Source organism: Ancylobacter novellus DSM 506 (genome assembly GCF_000092925.1).
In the GTDB taxonomy this organism is placed as follows: Bacteria; Pseudomonadota; Alphaproteobacteria; order Rhizobiales; family Xanthobacteraceae; genus Ancylobacter; species Ancylobacter novellus.
The window spans coordinates 865,379-881,484 of record NC_014217.1 but is presented as its reverse complement, the minus strand read 5'-3'; the positions used below and the strand labels follow the sequence as shown (position 1 = coordinate 881,484).

At 67.9% G+C, this 16,106-nt stretch carries 15 protein-coding genes; all 15 read right to left on the bottom strand.

Annotated elements, in window-relative coordinates:
* Positions 1–27: 27 nt before the first annotated feature.
* Positions 28–765 carry an SDR family oxidoreductase gene (locus SNOV_RS04225; protein WP_013165676.1) on the bottom strand — a complete coding sequence of 246 codons (738 nt, stop codon included), beginning with the start codon at positions 763–765 and terminating at the stop codon, positions 28–30.
* Positions 765–1,853 (bottom strand): ABC transporter ATP-binding protein, encoded by a 1,089-nt coding sequence (locus SNOV_RS04220; RefSeq protein ID WP_013165675.1) that lies wholly within the window; start codon positions 1,851–1,853, stop codon positions 765–767. The genes SNOV_RS04225 and SNOV_RS04220 overlap by 1 nt, the downstream gene beginning before the upstream one ends.
* A 40-nt stretch (positions 1,854–1,893) precedes the next feature.
* Entirely contained in the window at positions 1,894–2,715 is an 822-nt protein-coding gene (locus SNOV_RS04215) for a carbohydrate ABC transporter permease (RefSeq protein ID WP_013165674.1), read from the bottom strand.
* Positions 2,712–3,617: a carbohydrate ABC transporter permease gene (locus tag SNOV_RS04210; RefSeq protein ID WP_013165673.1), complete on the bottom strand. Its 906-nt coding sequence runs from the start codon at positions 3,615–3,617 to the stop codon at positions 2,712–2,714. The genes SNOV_RS04215 and SNOV_RS04210 overlap by 4 nt, the downstream gene beginning before the upstream one ends.
* Before the next feature lie 205 nt (positions 3,618–3,822).
* Positions 3,823–5,178 (bottom strand): ABC transporter substrate-binding protein, encoded by a 1,356-nt coding sequence (locus SNOV_RS04205; protein WP_013165672.1) that lies wholly within the window; start codon positions 5,176–5,178, stop codon positions 3,823–3,825.
* 197 nt (positions 5,179–5,375) lie between these two features.
* Positions 5,376–6,368, bottom strand: coding sequence for an AraC family transcriptional regulator (locus SNOV_RS04200; RefSeq protein ID WP_013165671.1), 993 nt, complete (start codon positions 6,366–6,368; stop codon positions 5,376–5,378).
* A gap of 63 nt (positions 6,369–6,431) precedes the next feature.
* Positions 6,432–7,379: a carbohydrate kinase family protein gene (locus SNOV_RS04195; RefSeq protein WP_013165670.1), complete on the bottom strand. Its 948-nt coding sequence runs from the start codon at positions 7,377–7,379 to the stop codon at positions 6,432–6,434.
* Positions 7,380–7,382: 3 nt separating this feature from the next.
* The gene (locus SNOV_RS04190) at positions 7,383–9,026 is read right to left on the bottom strand and encodes an FGGY-family carbohydrate kinase (RefSeq protein ID WP_013165669.1); all 1,644 of its coding nucleotides are present in this window, start codon (positions 9,024–9,026) and stop codon (positions 7,383–7,385) included.
* 37 nt (positions 9,027–9,063) lie between these two features.
* On the bottom strand, positions 9,064–9,837 hold the full coding sequence (locus SNOV_RS04185) for an SDR family NAD(P)-dependent oxidoreductase (RefSeq protein WP_013165668.1): 774 nt from the start codon (positions 9,835–9,837) through the stop codon (positions 9,064–9,066).
* Between the two features lie 28 nt (positions 9,838–9,865).
* Positions 9,866–10,870, bottom strand: a complete 1,005-nt coding sequence (locus tag SNOV_RS04180) for an ABC transporter ATP-binding protein (protein ID WP_013165667.1) — start codon at positions 10,868–10,870, stop codon at positions 9,866–9,868.
* 15 nt (positions 10,871–10,885) lie between these two features.
* Complete coding sequence (locus tag SNOV_RS04175) at positions 10,886–11,716, bottom strand: carbohydrate ABC transporter permease (RefSeq protein WP_013165666.1); 831 nt, start codon at positions 11,714–11,716, stop codon at positions 10,886–10,888.
* A gap of 2 nt (positions 11,717–11,718) precedes the next feature.
* Positions 11,719–12,591 (bottom strand): carbohydrate ABC transporter permease, encoded by an 873-nt coding sequence (locus tag SNOV_RS04170; protein WP_013165665.1) that lies wholly within the window; start codon positions 12,589–12,591, stop codon positions 11,719–11,721.
* 184 nt (positions 12,592–12,775) lie between these two features.
* Entirely contained in the window at positions 12,776–14,089 is a 1,314-nt protein-coding gene (locus SNOV_RS04165) for an ABC transporter substrate-binding protein (protein ID WP_013165663.1), read from the bottom strand.
* Between the two features lie 285 nt (positions 14,090–14,374).
* Positions 14,375–15,328 carry a sugar-binding transcriptional regulator gene (locus SNOV_RS04160; RefSeq protein ID WP_013165662.1) on the bottom strand — a complete coding sequence of 318 codons (954 nt, stop codon included), beginning with the start codon at positions 15,326–15,328 and terminating at the stop codon, positions 14,375–14,377.
* Positions 15,328–15,999 (bottom strand): HAD family hydrolase, encoded by a 672-nt coding sequence (locus SNOV_RS04155; protein WP_013165661.1) that lies wholly within the window; start codon positions 15,997–15,999, stop codon positions 15,328–15,330. The genes SNOV_RS04160 and SNOV_RS04155 overlap by 1 nt, the downstream gene beginning before the upstream one ends.
* Positions 16,000–16,106 lie beyond the last annotated feature (107 nt).

Genomic DNA, 16,106 nt, shown 5'->3' with positions numbered 1-16,106 from the left:
CCCGGCGCGCGCCCGAGGGCGCGCCGGCTAGTTGATCAGGAACCCACCGTCGACCGGCATGTCGATGCCGTTGACCATCGCCGCCTCGTCGGAGAGCAGGAAGGCGATCACCGCCGCCACCTCCTCCGGCTCGACGAAGCGTTGCAGCGGGATGCGGGAGAGCATGGGGCCGGACTTCGCCGGATCGCTCCACGCCTTCACCGCCATGGGGGTGAGGGTAACCACCGGATGCACGCCGTTGACGCGGATGCCGTGGCGGCCGAGCTCGTTCGCCATCACGCGCGTCAGCCCATCGAGCGCACCCTTGGAGGCGCAATAGGCGGCGTGGTCGGCGAAACCGATGAAGGAGGAGATGCTCGACACGTTGACGATGGCGCCGCCCTGCCCGACGGCGATCCGCGCGCGGGCATATTCCTGCGACAGTATGAAAGGCGCGCGGCAGTTCACCGCCATGGTCAGGTCGAAGGCCTCGACGCTGGCGTCGACGAAAGGCGCCAGCTCGGCGATGCCGGCGCAGTTGACGAGGAGGTCGACCGGCTGGGCCTCGCACGCTGCCGCGCGGGTGGCCCCCGCATCGGCAAGATCGACGGCGAGGGTGCGGCAGCCGAACTCGGAGCTGAGCGCGTCGAGGTCGGCCTGTGAGCGGCTGAGCGCCACCACCTCGGCGCCTTCCTCGGCGAGCAGCTTCACCGTCGCCCGGCCGATGCCCTTGCCGGCGCCGGTGACCAGCACGCTCCTGCCCTCGAACCGCTTTGCCGTGCCCATCAGAAGGCCCGCCCGTCCTTGTCGAAGACATAGGCCTGCGCCGCGTCGAAGCGTGCGGCGAAGCGCTCGGACTTGTCGAGCGAGCGCCAGCCCGGCGTCTGCAGCGTCACGCTCTCGCCGGCGGCGGTCTGGCCGTAGATCAGCGTCGCGCCGCCCAGGCTCTCGGCGAGGTCGGCGGTGAGCTCGATGCGGCTGTCGCCGGCCTCCAGCCCGAGATGCTCCGGGCGCAGGCCGAGCGTGACGGTGTCCCCCGGCGCCGGCTCGGCACCGTTCCCGCCGCGCCGGGTGACGCTGAGCGGCGCCGCCAGCGAGGGGTGCGCCAGTTCCACCCGGTCGCCGTCGCGGCTTGTGACCGTGGCGGAGAGGAAGTTCATCTTCGGCGAGCCGATGAAACCGGCGACGAAGGTGTTGGCCGGCCGCTCGTAGAGGTCCTTGGGCGAGCCGATCTGTTCCACCTGCCCGGCGCGCAGCACGACGATGCGGTCGGCCAGCGTCATCGCCTCCACCTGGTCGTGGGTGACGTAGATCATCGTCACCCCGAGATTGCGGTGCAGCCGGGCGATCTCGACGCGCATCTGCGCCCGCAGCTCGGCATCGAGGTTGGACAGAGGCTCGTCGAACAGGAACAGCTTGGGGTGCCGCACGATGGCGCGGCCGATGGCGACGCGCTGGCGCTGGCCGCCGGAAAGCTGGCGCGGCTTGCGGTCGAGCAGGTCCTCCATGCGCAGGATGCGCGCTGCCTCGGCGACCTGCCGGTCGATCTCGGCCTGCGGCACCTTCGACATCTTCAGCCCGAAGGCGATGTTGTCGCGCACGCTCATATGCGGGAACAGCGCATAGGACTGGAACACCATCGAGACCTTGCGCTGGGCCGGCTCGAGGTCGGTGACGCGGGCGCCCTCGATGAAGATCTCGCCGCCCGAGACCTCCTCCAGCCCGGCGACCATGCGGAGCAGCGTGGACTTGCCGCAGCCGGACGGGCCGACGAAGACGACGAACTCGCCCTTCTCGGCGGCGATGTCGACGCCGCGGATGATGCGGGCGGCGCCGTAGCTCTTCTCGACGCCTTCCAGTTTCAGATAGCTCATCGCTCCCCGGCCTCCCCGCCGGGCCGCCTTGCTGCGGCACTCATTTGGTGGCGCCCATGGTCAGCCCGCGCACCATGTGACGCGAGACCAGCAGCGCGAAGATGGTGACCGGCAGCACGATCACCGTGCCGGTCGCCATGATCTTTCCCCAGGGCAGCTCGTAGCCGGACATGAAGCTGGTCGCGACGACGGGCGCGGTCTGCACGGCGCGGCGCGTCAGCACGAGGGCGTAGAGCAGCTCGTTCCAGGAGAAGATGAAGCCGAATATCGCCGACACCGCGATGCCCGGCAGGCCGAGCGGCAGGTAGATGCGGCGGAAGATGTCGAACTGGCTCGCCCCTTCCAGCCGCGCCGCCTCCTCCAGCTCGCGCGGGATGGAGCGGAACTGGTCGGTCGAGATCCAGATCACGATCGGCAGGATGAAGGTGACGTAGACCAGGATCAGCACGAGATGCGTGTCGAGGATGCGCAATTGCAGCGCCAGCAGGTAGATCGGCAGCGCCAGCACGATCGGGCTGATGAAGCGGTTGGAGATGAACCAGAACCACAAATCGCTCTTGCCGCGGAACTCGTAGCGGGCAAGCGCGAAGGCGGCGGGCGTGCCGAGGATGACGGAGAGCCCGGTGCTGCCCAGCGCCACGATCAGCGAATTGACGACGGCGTCGATCACCTTCTGGTCGGCGAAGACGTCGGCATAGTTGGCCAGCGTCGGCCGGAACAGCCAGACCGGCGGCGAGGCGAGCAGGTCCGCCTGCGTCTTGAAGGATGAGGAGACCATCCAGAAGAACGGGAAGATGGTGAAGACCAGCACCGCGATCAGGCCGAGCGCGTGCAGGATCCGGCCACGGGAACGGGGGTTCATGCCTCGATCTCCCGGTAGAAGAAGCGGATATAGACCCGCGCCAGCACGACGGTGATGACCAGCAGCAGCAGCGCCTGCGCCGAGGCCAGCCCCATGTCGAACACGCGGAAGCCGACGCGCTGGATGTAGATCGAGATCAGCTCGGTCGCGGCGCCGGGGCCGCCGCGGGTCATGGTGAAGACCATGTCGAACAGCTTGAGCACGTCGGCCGAGCGCAGGATCAGCATGGCGGTGAAGCCGGGCAGCAGATAGGGCCGCTGCACCTGCCAGAACAGCGCCCATTTGCTGGGCGTCTCCAGCCGCGCCGCCTCCTCGATATCGACCGGCACCATGGAGAGGCCGGACAGGAAGATGAGCGCGCAGAACGGCGTCCACTGCCAGATATCCATGACGCAGATGGCGACGAAGGCCCCGGTGGGATTGCCGAGCCAGTCGATGGGCGGGAAGCCGAACACGCCGATCAGCGCATTGGCGACGCCGAAATCGCGGTTGAAGATGAGCCGGCCGAGCAGGCCGACCACCGCATAGGTGGTGGCGAGCGGCACCACCAGCGACACCCGCGCCACGCTGCGCAGCAGGCCGAGGCCCGGCCGGTGCAGCATCAGCGCGATGGCGAGGCCGAGCGCGACCTGGATCGGCATGACGACGAGGAAGAAGCCGGCGGTGCGCCCCAGCGTGTCCCAGAAGGTGGGATCGGTCAGCACCTGCACGTAATTGTCGAGGCCGATGAAGGGAAAGCCGTCGCGCGGGCGGGTGATATTGTAGCGCCGCAGCGAGGTGACGAGCGCGAAGAGCGTCGGCCAGATGCCGATCAGGAACAGCGCAAGCACCGCCGGCGCCAGGAACCAGAACGGCGTCCAGCGGCCATAGGCGAGGCGTCGGCGGGTGGCGGGTGCGGTCATCTGTTCGCGTTCAGGTTCGAGGGACCTCATCCTGAGGTGCCCGGCGGCGCCGGGCCTCGAAGGATGCTCGTCCAGGAGCCATGCGCTGCTCCAGCATCCTTCGAGGCTCGCTGGCGCTCGCACCTCAGGATGAGGGTGTCCGGTTCTTCGCCGGGACTGCGACCCGGCCTGCAGTCAGGCCGGGTCGGAAGTTGAACGAAAGGGTCTACTGCAGCAGCTTCTTCTTGCCGTCGTAGTAGCCTTCCTGCTTGAGGATGGCCTCCATGCGGTTGCCGATCTCCTTGGAGCCGCCCTCCACCGTCACCTCGCCGAGCATCATCTTGGTGCCGAACTCGGCGATGACCTCGGAGACGGCCGGCCAGGCCGGGAAGCGCGGGCGATATTCCGGCACGCCCTTCTGCCAGGAGGCGACCATCGGCTCGACGAACTTGTAGGTCGCCTTTACCTGCGGGTCCTCATAGACCTTCATGCGCCCGGACACGCCGCCGGCGTCGACATAGGCGCGGGCGATGGCCTCGGAGGTCGCCCACTGGATGAAGATCCAGGCGGCCTTCTGCTCCTCCTCCGGCGCCTGCGCCGCCACCGCCAGCGAGAAGCCGCCGAGCGCGGGCAGGCGGCCGGCCTCGCCGGCGGGCTCCGGCGCCACGGCGAGGCAATCGCCGAGCTTGGAGGTCTTGGGGTCGGTCAGCGTGGGATAGAAGGCCGACCACTCGGTGATCATCGCCACCTGGCCCTGCGCCAGCGCGTTCACCGCCTCCGCATGGTCCCAGCTGACGATGCCGGGCGGCATGTATTCCATCAGCTTCTGGCGGTACTGCAGGCCGGCCTGGCTTTCCTTCGACAGCAGGTTCGACTTGAAGTCCTTGTCGAGCAGCGAGCCGCCATGCGGCCAGAGGCTGCGCATGAAGCTGTCCGCCGACTGGGTCTCGCCGCGCAGCGACTGCAGGGCGAAGGCGTACTGCTTCTTGTCCTTGTCGGTCAGCTTGGGCGCGTAGACCTCAAGCAGTTCCTTCCAGGTCGCCGGCGGCTTGTCGAAGCCGGCGTCCTTGAGCATGCACTGGTTGTAGAACAGCAGGCCCGAGTAGTTGTCGAAGGGCAGGCCGTAGACCGTGCCGCCCCAGGTGCCGAACGCGTCGAGCAACAGCGGGAAGAAGCCCTTCAGGTTGAGGTTCGGGTCGGTGATCGAGGCGTCGTTCGCGAACTTGTCGACCGGCAGAATCCAGCCGTTCTCGGCGAATTCGCCGATCCAGACGAGGTCGACCAGCGCGATGGAGAGGTCGCCCTGCCCGCTGAAGTTCAGCACCTCGCGCTCGCGGGTGTTCTCGTAGGGGACGATCTCGTAATTGACCTTGATGCCGGTCGCCTTCTCGAACTCCGGCAGCAGCTTGATGATGGCGCGGTAGCCCGGACGGTCGAGGAAGACGACGTTGAGCTCGGTGCCCTTATAGGGCGCGGCCGCCTTGGCGATATCCCACTCGGCGGCCTCGCTCGGCATCGGCAGGGCGAAGGTTGCAACGGCATAGAGCGCCGCGGCACTGACAGTGCGCAGAAGCTTGTTCATGCTTTCCTCCCACGGCCGATCTGCGTCGGCTCGGATTGATGCGGCCGCCTGGCCGCGACCTTTCCGCGCCCTTTCTCAAGCGGTCGCGGAGCCATCGGAGAGGCCGCACAAGAGTTCAGGCGGCCTATCGAATGTTCAGAGCATCGGTCCGCAGGGCGTGCGGAGTCTAGCCTTCGTGACGCAGCGAATCTGTACTTTCATGCAGGTTGCGTCGCAGCAATCGGCGGCTTCATCGTACCGTGGCGCACAAGAGTATCGGGCGCGACATCCTTACGTTTCGTCATGCGCTGCTGGGCCAGCCGGCGGTAGGAGGACGGCGTGGTGCCGCGCTGGCTGAGGAAGTTGCGGTTGAAGTTGGAGACGTTGGCGTAGCCGATCTCGAAGCAGATGTCGGTGATCGGCATGTCGGTGTCGGCCAAGAGCTTGCAGGCATAGGCGACGCGCAGCGTACGCAGATAGTCGGTGAAGCTGCTGCCGGCGTTCTTCTTGAAGAAGCGCGAGAAGGTCCACTCGCTCATGCCGAGCAATTCGGCGACGTCGTTGAGGTGCACGTCGCGGGTGAAATTCTCGCGGATATAGGTCAGCGCCACATGGATCGAGCCGAGCGAGGCGTGGTCGGTGTCGGGCGTGAAGTCGGCGGAGGAGAGGACCTTGTATTCGCCCCGCGCAGCCATGAGGCCGAGCAGGCGCAGGAACAGCGTCAGGCGCTCGATGCCGCCGGCCTCGCGCATCGCTTCCAGGATCTCGGCGCCCTGCCGGCGGGTCTCGCCGTGGAAGGCGAGGCCGCGCAGCGCCAGCGTGAGGAAGGATTCGAGGCCGGCGAGCTCGGGGAAGCATGTCGCGGCGTGGCGCACCCGCTGATGATCGAACTGCAGGACGATGTCGCGGCCGCGGATGACCTCGCCCGGCGCCGTCGCCGTCACCCAGTCATGCGGCAGGCCGGAGCCGACAATGGCGAGATAGCCGGGCTCGAACGGCTCGATATGGTCGCCGACGAGGGCGATGCCCGAGGCGTTGCGGATGAGATGGATCTCGTATTCCGGGTGGACGTTCCAGACGTTGCGTTCCCACGGATAGTCGTCGCAGCGCCAGAGGAAACTCTCCACTGCATCGGTGACGATCTGCTCCAGCACCGGCCGGCGGGCGCTCGGTGCATTGAAGAGGCGCGCGGCCTCGTCTTCCGCGTCCATGTCCTTCCCCGCAAAGCTGCGTCGAGCCAGACAGTAACACGGCCCGCCGGCGAGGCGAGCCGGTCAGGCCCCCTGCCCCAGCCTGATCGCGACCTCGGACCGGTAGGGCGGGTCGGCGCCGACGCGGCTACAGGTGACCGCGGCGCAGGCCACCGCGAAGCCCAGCACCTCGCGCAGCGCCGCCGCGCTCATGGCGGCGAGCCTCGGCCGGCCGATAGTGCCGGTTTCGCGCAGCGCCGCCAGCAGCGCGCCCTGGAAACTGTCGCCGGCCCCGATGGTGTCGGCGAGCGTGATCTGAGGCGCGGGCACCTCGATCTTTCCAGCCACACGGTGCCAGGCGGTGACGCCCTCCGCCCCGCGCGTCAGCACGACGAGGGAGGCATTGCCGGCGAGCAGCTCCGCCGCCTTCGCATCCTCGTCCGCATCGCCATGGAGATAGGCGAAGTCCACATCCGACAGCCGCACGATGTCGGCGCGCCGGGCGAATTCCTCCATGCGCGCGGCATAGTCCGCCCGGTCGCGCACCAGCGCGGGACGGCAGTTCGGATCGAAGGAGATGGTGACAGTACGGCGGGCATCCTCCACCAGCGCCAGCGTCTGGCTGTAGGTCGGATCGCTGATCAGCGTGGTCGAGCCGACATGCACCGCCTCGACAGCCGAGAAATCGATGCTGCCGGGCTCATAGGTCCAGCGCCGCGCCGCCGTGCCGTCGTCGTAGAAGGCGTAATGCGGCTCGCCCTCGACGAAGCGGACGAAGGCGAGCGTGGTCTCGTGCTCGCTGCGGTCGGCGTGGGCGAGATCGACCTTCGAGCGCTGCGCATGGTCGGCGATCATGGCGCCGAACATGTCGGTAGAGATGCCGCCCACCAGCCCGGAAGGCGCATCGAGCCGGGCCATGGCGACGGCGACGTTGAGGCAGGAGCCGCCGACCGCGGTGACGTAGCCGTCGCGCCCGTCGGCCGTGCTTGCCGGCATGAAGTCGATCAGGGCGTCGCCGCAGCTCAGCAGCATGGATCAGGCTCGCGGTTCGTCGGCCATCAGCGCCCGCCCTTCGCGGTCGAGCGTCTGCATCAGCTTGTAGACCCGGCGCTTGGCGGCGTGGAACGCGCCCATGGCCGGGCCGGACGGCGTGGTCAGCGCGCCGATGGTGGACATCGCTCCCATCGCCTCGCGCACCGAGCCGTAGGCGCGTGCCGCCACCGCGCCGAGCATGGCCGCGCCCAGCAGGACCGGCTCCGGGGTAGCCGGCAGCGCCACGTCGAGGCCGGTGGTGTCGGCCATGATCTGACGCACCAGCGCGCTGCGGCTGGCGCCGCCGCTCATCACCATCATCTCGCAGTCGATGCCCTGCGCGCGCATGACGTCGACCACGTCGGCAAGCCCATAGGCAAGGCCGCACAGGCTGGCGACGAAGAGGCGCTCCAGGCTGTCCATGCCGTCGTCGAGGTCGAGCCCGGCGATCACCGCCCGCGCATCCGGGTCGGCATAGGGCGAGCGGTTGCCGAGGAATTCCGGCAGCACATGGACATCGTGGGCGAGGCGCGCGGTCTCGGCCGGCTGCGCGAACCGGGCGACGGCGCGCTTCTCCAGGAAGTCGAGCAGGCCGAGCCCGGCCTCCTTCGCCGTGGCTTCGGCCTCGGCGCGGGCGGGATGGGCGCGCATCAGATGGTCGATGCCGGCGCCGGCGGCGGACTGGCCGCCCTCGTTCAGCCAGAGGCCCGGCACCATGGCGGAGAAATAGGGGCCCCAGACGCCGGGCAGATAGCGCGGCTCGGCGGTGGTCGCCATGATGCAGGCGGAGGTGCCCATGATGTAGGCGAGGCGCCGCTGCACATCGACGGCGCCATCGCCCGCGCCGCGCCCGCCTATGGTGCCGATGCCGCCGGCATGGGCGTCGATGAGCGAGGCGCCGACCGGGGTTCCCGGCATCAGGCCAAGCTCGCGCGCCGCGACTTCCGTCAGCCCCTGCCCCAGCGCGGTGCCGGGCTCGACGATGGTTTCGCCGATACGGGCATGGCCCTCACCGGCGAGCTCGTCGAGGCCGATGCGGCGGAAATAGTCGTCGCTCCAGCGCCCCTCATGGGCGAGGTAGGTCCATTTGCAGGTGACGGTGCAGACCGAGCGCTCGGTGGCGCCGGTGGCGCGGAAGGACAGGAAATCGGAGAGGTCGAAGAAATAGCCGGCGCCATGGAAGCTCGCCGGCAGGTTCTCCTTCAGCCAGAGCAGCTTCGGCGTCTCCATCTCCGGCGAGATGACGCCGCCGACATAGCGCAGCACGTCTTCCTTCGTCTCGTTGATGCGCCGCGCCTGCCCGGTGGCGCGGTGATCCATCCAGACGATGACGTTGCGTGCGTCATCGCCCGAGGGCGAGACGGTGAGCGGGCGGCCTTGAGGGTCCAGCACCACCAGCGAGCAGGTGGCGTCGAAGCCGAGGCCGGCGATGGCCTCCGGCGGCAGGCCGGCGGTCTTCATCGCCTCGCGGACGGAGTGGACGCAGGCGTCCCATATGTCGGCGGAGGACTGCTCCACCACGTCGCCGGCCTCGTGCCACACCCGGATCGGGTGGCGCGCTGTGGCCAGCAGACGGCCAGCCTTGTCGAATATGCCGGCACGGGCGCTCGCCGTGCCGACATCCACCCCGATAAACGCCTGCTGCATCGTCACGCCTGCCCGTGGCTGCCCTGCCCCACCCGAACTACCAGCAGGTATAGCCGCCATCGGCAAGGACAATGGAGCCGGTCATCAGGCTCGCGGCGTCGGAGGCGAGGAACAGCACGACCGAGGCGATCTCCTGCACCTCGCCGAGCCGGGCCATCGGCGTGCCGCCGATCCAGGCCTCGTACATGGCGGGGTTGGACTTCACGAAGGCGTTGAGCGGCGTGTTGATGTAGGTCGGCGCCACCGCGTTGACCCGCACGCCGCGCGCGCCCCATTCGGCGGCCAGCGACTTGGTGAGGTGGTGCACGCCGGCCTTGGAGGCGTTGTAGTAGCACTGCTCCTGCGGCTTGTTGACGATGAAGCCGGACATGGAGCCGATATTGACGATGGAGCCGGAGCGCGCCTCCAGCATGTGGCGGCCGAAGGCGCGGCAGCACCAGAAGGTGCCGTTGAGGTTGACGTCGATGACGTTCAGCCAGTGCTCGTCGGTCACCGTCTCGGCCGGCGTCTCCGAGCGCGCGATGCCGGCATTGTTGACGAGGATGTCGATCTTGCCGTGGCGGGCGATGACCTCGTCGGCAACGTCGTTGACCTGCGCCGTATCGGTGACGTCGAGCAGCATGACCTCGGGATCATAGCCCTTGGCGCGCATGGCCTCGCGGCCCTCCTCGGCGATTGCGGCGTCGACATCGGCGATGATCACCTTGGCGCCGGCTTCCGCCAGCGCCTCGACGCAGGCGAGGCCGATGGCGCGGCCGCCGCCGGTGACGAGGGCGGTGCGGCCGGAGAGATTGAACATTTCGAGGTACATGGCTCTGCTCTCTTGAATAGCGGGAAGGTCAGGCGCGGAGCGCCCTCCCCTCCGCGTCGAAGCGGTGGATGCGGGCGGGATCGGGGCGCAGGATCACGCGGTCGCCGACCGAGATGCCGAACTCGCCGGGTGCGCGGCTGGTGATGGCGCCGATCTCCGGCACGTCGACATAGAGGAAGGTGTCGCTGCCGAGATGCTCGGCGACGCTGACCGTGCCGGCCCAGCCCTCGCCTTCGCGGCCCGCCGCGACATGCTCCGGGCGCACGCCGATGGTGGCGGCGCCATAGGGCTCGGCGGCCTTGCCGGCGACGAAGTTCATCCGCGGCGAGCCGATGAAGCCGGCGACGAAGAGGTTGGCCGGCCGCTCATAGAGCTCCAGCGGCGTGCCGTACTGCTCGATGCGCCCGGCATTCAGCACCACGATGCGGTCGGCCATGGTCATGGCCTCCACCTGGTCGTGGGTGACATAGATCGCCGTGGTGTCGAGTTGGCGTTGCAGCCGCGTCACTTCGAGGCGCATCTGCACGCGCAGCGCGGCGTCGAGGTTGGACAGCGGCTCGTCGAACAGGAACGCCTTGGGCTCGCGCACGATGGCGCGGCCGATAGCGACGCGCTGGCGCTGGCCGCCGGACAATTCGCGCGGCTTGCGGTCGAGATAGGAGGTCAGGTTGAGGATCTCGGCGGCGCGGGAGACCTTCTCGTCGATCTCGGCCTTGGGCCGGCCGGCCATCTTCAGCCCGAAGGCGATGTTCCCGCGCACGCTCATATGCGGGTAGAGCGCGTAGGACTGGAACACCATGGAGAGGCCGCGCTTGGCCGGCGGGGTGTCGGTGACGTCGGCGCCGTCGATCAGGATGCGGCCGCCGGTGACGTCCTCCAGCCCGGCGATGAGCCGCAGCAGCGTGGTCTTGCCGCAGCCGGAGGGTCCGACGAAGACCACGAAGGAGCCGTCGTCGATCTCGAGGTCGGCGCCCTTGATGATGTCGTGCGATCCGAAGGACTTCTTCACGCCTTCGAGGGTGATGCGGGCCATGGGTCTGCCTCGTTTCTACTTCACCGCGCCGAAAGTCAGGCCGCGGACGAGCTGGCGCTGGCTGAACCAGCCGAGCACGAGAATGGGGGCGATGGCGAGGGTGGAGGCGGCCGAGAGCTTGGCCCAGAACAGCCCCTCGGGACTGGAATAGGAGGCGATGAAGACGGTGAGCGGCGCCGCCTCAGAGGTGGTGAGGTTCAGCGTCCAGAACGCTTCGTTCCAGGCCAGGATGAAGTTGAGCAGCAGCGTCGAGGCAATGCCCGGCACCGCCATGGGCGTCAGCACGTAGATCAGTTCCTTGCCCACCGTGGCGCCGTCCATGCGGGCGGCCTCGAGGATGTCCTTGGGGATCTCCTTGAAGTAGGTGAACAGCATCCACACCACGATCGGCAGGTTGCCGAGGCACAGCACGAGGATGAGCCCCGTGCGGCTGTCGAGCAGGCCGAAGTCGCGGAAGATCAGATAGATCGGCACGAGCACGCCGACCGGCGGCAGCATCTTGGTGGAGAGCATCCACAGGAGCACGTCCTTGGTGCGCTTGGTCGGCGCGAAGGCCATCGACCACGCCGCCGGCACGGCGATAAGCAGCGCGATCAGCGTCGAGCCGCCGGCGATGATCAGCGAGTTCATCGCATGGGCGACATAGTCGCTGCGCTCCTGCACGGTGGCGTAGTTCTCCGTCGTCCAGTGGAAGAACAGGAAGGAGGGAGGCGTCGAGAACGCCTCCAGCTCGGTCTTGAAGCTGGTCAGCACCATCCAGAGGATGGGGAAGAAGATGAGGAAGCCCACCGCCCAGGCGGCGAGCGTGGAGACGAAGACGCGGGAGGCGGAATCGCGGCGTGCCATGATCAGACCTCCAGGCTCCGGCCGACGATGCGCATCAGGAAGATGGCCAGGATGTTGGCGATGACCACCGCCACAAGGCCGCCCGCCGAAGCGCCGCCGACGTCGTATTGGATGAGCGCCTGCGAATAGATGAGGAAGGCGATGTTGGTGGTCTGAAGGCCCGGCCCGCCGCCCGTCGTCACATAGATCTCGGCGAAGACGGTGAGCAGGAAGATGGTCTCGATCAGGATCACCACCGCGATGGGCCGGGCGAGGTGCGGCAGGGTGATGTAGAGGAAGGTCGAGAAGGCGCCGGCGCCGTCCATCAGCGCCGCCTCCCGCTGCTCCTCGTCGAGCGATTGCAGCGCCGTGAGCAGGATCAGCGCCGCGAAGGGCGTCCACTGCCAGGCGACGATGAGGACGATGGAGAAGAGCGGGTACTGCGCGAACCAGTCGATCGGTTCCAGCCCGACCGAGGTCATGATCCAGGCGAACATGCCCGACACCGGATGCATCAGCAGGTTCTTCCAGACCAGCGCGCTCACGGTGGGCATGACGAAGAACGGGGCGATCACCATCAGCCGCACGATCGAGCGCCCGACGAAGGCCTGATCCAGCAATAGTGCCACCAGCGTGCCGACGACGACGGTGATGATGAGCACCGAGCCGACCAGCACCAGCGTGTTGCGCAGCGAGGCGAGGAAGGCGGGATCGGTGAGGAAGTAGACGTAGTTCTCCAGCCCGATGAACCGCTCCATCCCCGGATTGAGCAAGTTGTAGCTGAGCAGCGAGAAGTAGATCGTCATCCCGAGCGGGATGATCATCCACACGAAGAGCAGCGCCACGGCCGGGGTGAGCAGCAGCCGGCCGAGCGTCTGTGTCTGCTGGGTTGCCATGGGTCGTCCCCGGCGTTCGATCGGCAAAAGGGAGCCGGCAGGAGGCGCGGATGCGGCGGGCATCGTCCGCCTCCGGCCGGCAGGTGCCCTCGGAGGATTTTGAGGACGGGGCACTGGCGGGCGCCCCGTTCGCGGCGGGAATGCGGGGAGGTCACGCGTCCCCGCCGCTCCCCCTGGGGTACGGCTATTTGAGGTAGCCGGCGCGCCTCATCTCGCGCTCGGTCGAGGCCTGCGCCGCGGTGAGCGCCGCGTCGACCGTGGTGGCGCCCGACAGCGCGGCGGAGAATTGCTGGCCGACCTGCGTGCCGATGCCCTGGAACTCGGGGATGGCGGCGTATTGCACGCCGACATAGGGCACCGGCTTCACCGTCGGATGGTTCGGATCTGCCGAGTCGATGGAAGCCAATGTCAGCCTGGCGAAGGGCGCGGCGGAGAGGTAGGCCTCGTTCTGGTAGAGAGAGGTGCGCGTGCCGGGCGGCACGTTGGCCCAGCCCTCCTTCGAGGCTACGAGCTCGGTGTAGCCCTTGGATGTCGCCCAGGCGATGAACTTCTTGGCCGCGTCGACCTTCTTGGAGCCCGCGGGAATGGCGAGGTTCCAGGCCCACAGCCAGTTGGCGTTCTTGCCGAGGCCCTTGTTCGGCGCCAGCGCGAAGCCGACCTTGTCGGCGACCTTGGATTCCTTCGGGTTGCTGACGAAGGAGGCGGCCACGGTGGCGTCGATCCACATGGCGCACTTGCCGGAATTGAACAGGGCAAGGTTCTCGTTGAAGCCGTTGGAGGAGGAGCCGGGCGGGCCGGCTTCCTTCATGATAGCGACGTAATCGGTCAGCGTCGCCTTCCATTCCGGCGTGTTGAACTGCGGCTGCCACTTCTCGTCGAACCAGCGGGCGCCGTAGGAATTGGCCATGGCGGTCAGGAACGCCATGTTCTCGCCCCAGCCGGCCTTGCCGCGCAGGCAGATGCCGTAGACGCCGGCGGACTTGTCGGTGAGCTTGCGGGCGGCGTCGAAGACGAAGTCCCAGCTCGGGCTCTCCGGCATCTTCAGACCGGCCTTCTCGAACAGGTCGGTGCGGTACATCATCATCGAGCTCTCGCCGTAGAACGGCGCGGCGTAGAGCGTGCCGCCGACCGACACGGCGTCGGCGATCTTCGGCAGGATGTCCTTGGCGTCATAGGCCGCGCCGAGGTCGTCGAGCGGCAGCAGCCATTTCTGCTTGGCCCAGATCGGCACTTCGTAGGTGCCGATGGTCAGCACGTCGAACTGGCCGCCCTTGGTGGCGATGTCGGTGGTGACGCGCTGGCGCAGCACGTTCTCCTCGAGCGTCACCCATTTGACGTTGATGCCGGGGTTCTTGGCGGTGAAGTCGCTGGTCAGACCCTGCATGCGGATCATGTCGCCATTGTTCACCGTGGCGATGGTCAGCGTGGTCTGTGCGAGCGACGGGGCGGCAGCAAGAAGCGCGGACGCGCCCACAAGGGCGCCGATGGCCTTCCTCATTCTCTCCTCCCAGAATTATTGAGCATATCTTCGTATGCTGAGCATATGCTCACACCGACCCGCGGGCTTGTCAACGCCCTTGGGTGAGGTGGCGCGATGAAGTGGTGACATGAGTGGCGTCATCCCGCCTCAATTCCTGTCACCACTGTCAAAGCATCGCCCGACAAGACAATCGTCATCCCGGCCGCAGCGAAGCGGAGAGCCGGGATCGTGCGAAAGAAGAGCGGCACGCGATCCCGGATACGGCCTCGCGGCCGTTTCGGGATGACGACGACATTGAAAAAGTCAGAGCGCCAGCAGCGCCTTGGCCGTGGCCTCGTCGGTGATGAAGCCGTTCAGCGCGCCGCCGGCGAGCGCGGCACGGATGGCCGCCACCTTGGCCTCGCCTATGGCGACGCCGACCGCGAGGGCGCTCGCGGGGATGGCATGCGGCACGCTGGTGACGCGCTCGTTCGAGCCACCCTCGATGATGCGTCCCTCGACGTCATAGGCCCAGCCGGTGAGCTCGCCCACCGCGCCGAGGCGCATCAATTCAAGCAGCTCCTCGCGGCTGATGAAGCCGTCGACATGCAGCGGCGCCCCCTGCCCGATCTGGCCGACGCCCATCAGCCGCAGATCCGCCTTCTCGGCGATGGCGCGGATGCGGGTGACGGCGTGGATGCGCAGGAGCTGCGCGCGCTCCTGCGCCGAGGAGACGAAGACCGGCAGCGGCATCGGGTAGTGCCGGGCCTTGGTTATGTCGGCGAGCCGCGCCACCGAATCGAAGAAGCTCGCCGAGCCGTCCGGCGAGATGTTGCCGACCAGCGAGACCAGCTGGTGGTTCGGCCGGTCCATGGAGCGCACCTGCTCCACCGTCGCGCGCATCACGCGCCCGGTGCCGATGGCGACGATGGCCGGCGTGTCGGCGGCGAGCACGGATTCCAGCAACGCCGCCGCGCGCTCGGCCACCCCCGCCAGCGACTGCGGCGCCGCCGGATCGGTCGGCACCACCTCGCAATGGGTGAGGCCGAAGGCGTCCTTCATCCGCGCCGCCAGCTCCATGCAGGCGGCGATGGGATGCTCCAGCCGGAAGGTGATCAGCCGCTCGGACAGGCACAGCGAGACCAGCCGCTGCGCCGTGGCACGCGAGACGCCGAGCTTGCGGGCGATCTCGTCCTGGGTGTTGCCGGCGATGAAATAGAGCCAGCCCGCGCGCGCGGCGGCGTCGAGGCGCGAGGGCTCGGAATCCGAGGCGGCCATCAGCCCGCCGCGCGGACGGCGCCGCTTGCCAACCCGAAATCGGTCATCCGCTCGAACACCCGATCCGCCCCCGCCCGCTTGAGCAAGTCACGTCCGTCACGCGCCGCATAATGGCTGCCGCCGACGAATCCCCACGCCGTCATACCAGCGGCCTTGGCCGCTTGCACGCCGCTGACGCTGTCCTCGATGACGAGCGTGCGCGCCGGCGACACCTCCATGCGCTCGGCGGCCAGAAGGAACAGGTCCGGCGCCGGCTTGCCGTGCTTCACCATCTGGGCGGTGAAGATGCGGCCGTCGAACAGTTCGGCGAGGCCGGTGAGGCCGAGCGAGAACTCGACACGGTCGAGGTCGCTGGAGGAAGCGACGCAGTATTTGCGCGCCAGCCGGCGGACGACATCGACGATGTTCTCGATCGGCTTCAGCTCGGCGGCGAAGGCATTGCGAATGTCGCGGCGGAGCACCTGCGGGAAGTCGTCGGGAATGGCATGGCCGGCGGCGCGCAGCTCGGAGACGATGGAGACGGTGCTGCGGCCGAGGAAGCGACGGAACACCTCGTCGACGCCGACCTCGACGCCATAGCGCCCGAGGACCTCGCTCAGGCAGCGGCAGCTGAGGATCTCGCTGTCCACCAGCACGCCGTCACAGTCGAAGATGACGAGGTCGAAACTCATGGGCGCCGGCGTTGTCCGCTCTCCAGATCGGTCACATGCTCACCATGTGAGCGGACGCTCATATTACGTCGACCAGCGGGACTAGCAAGAGAGACGTGTCGACAGAT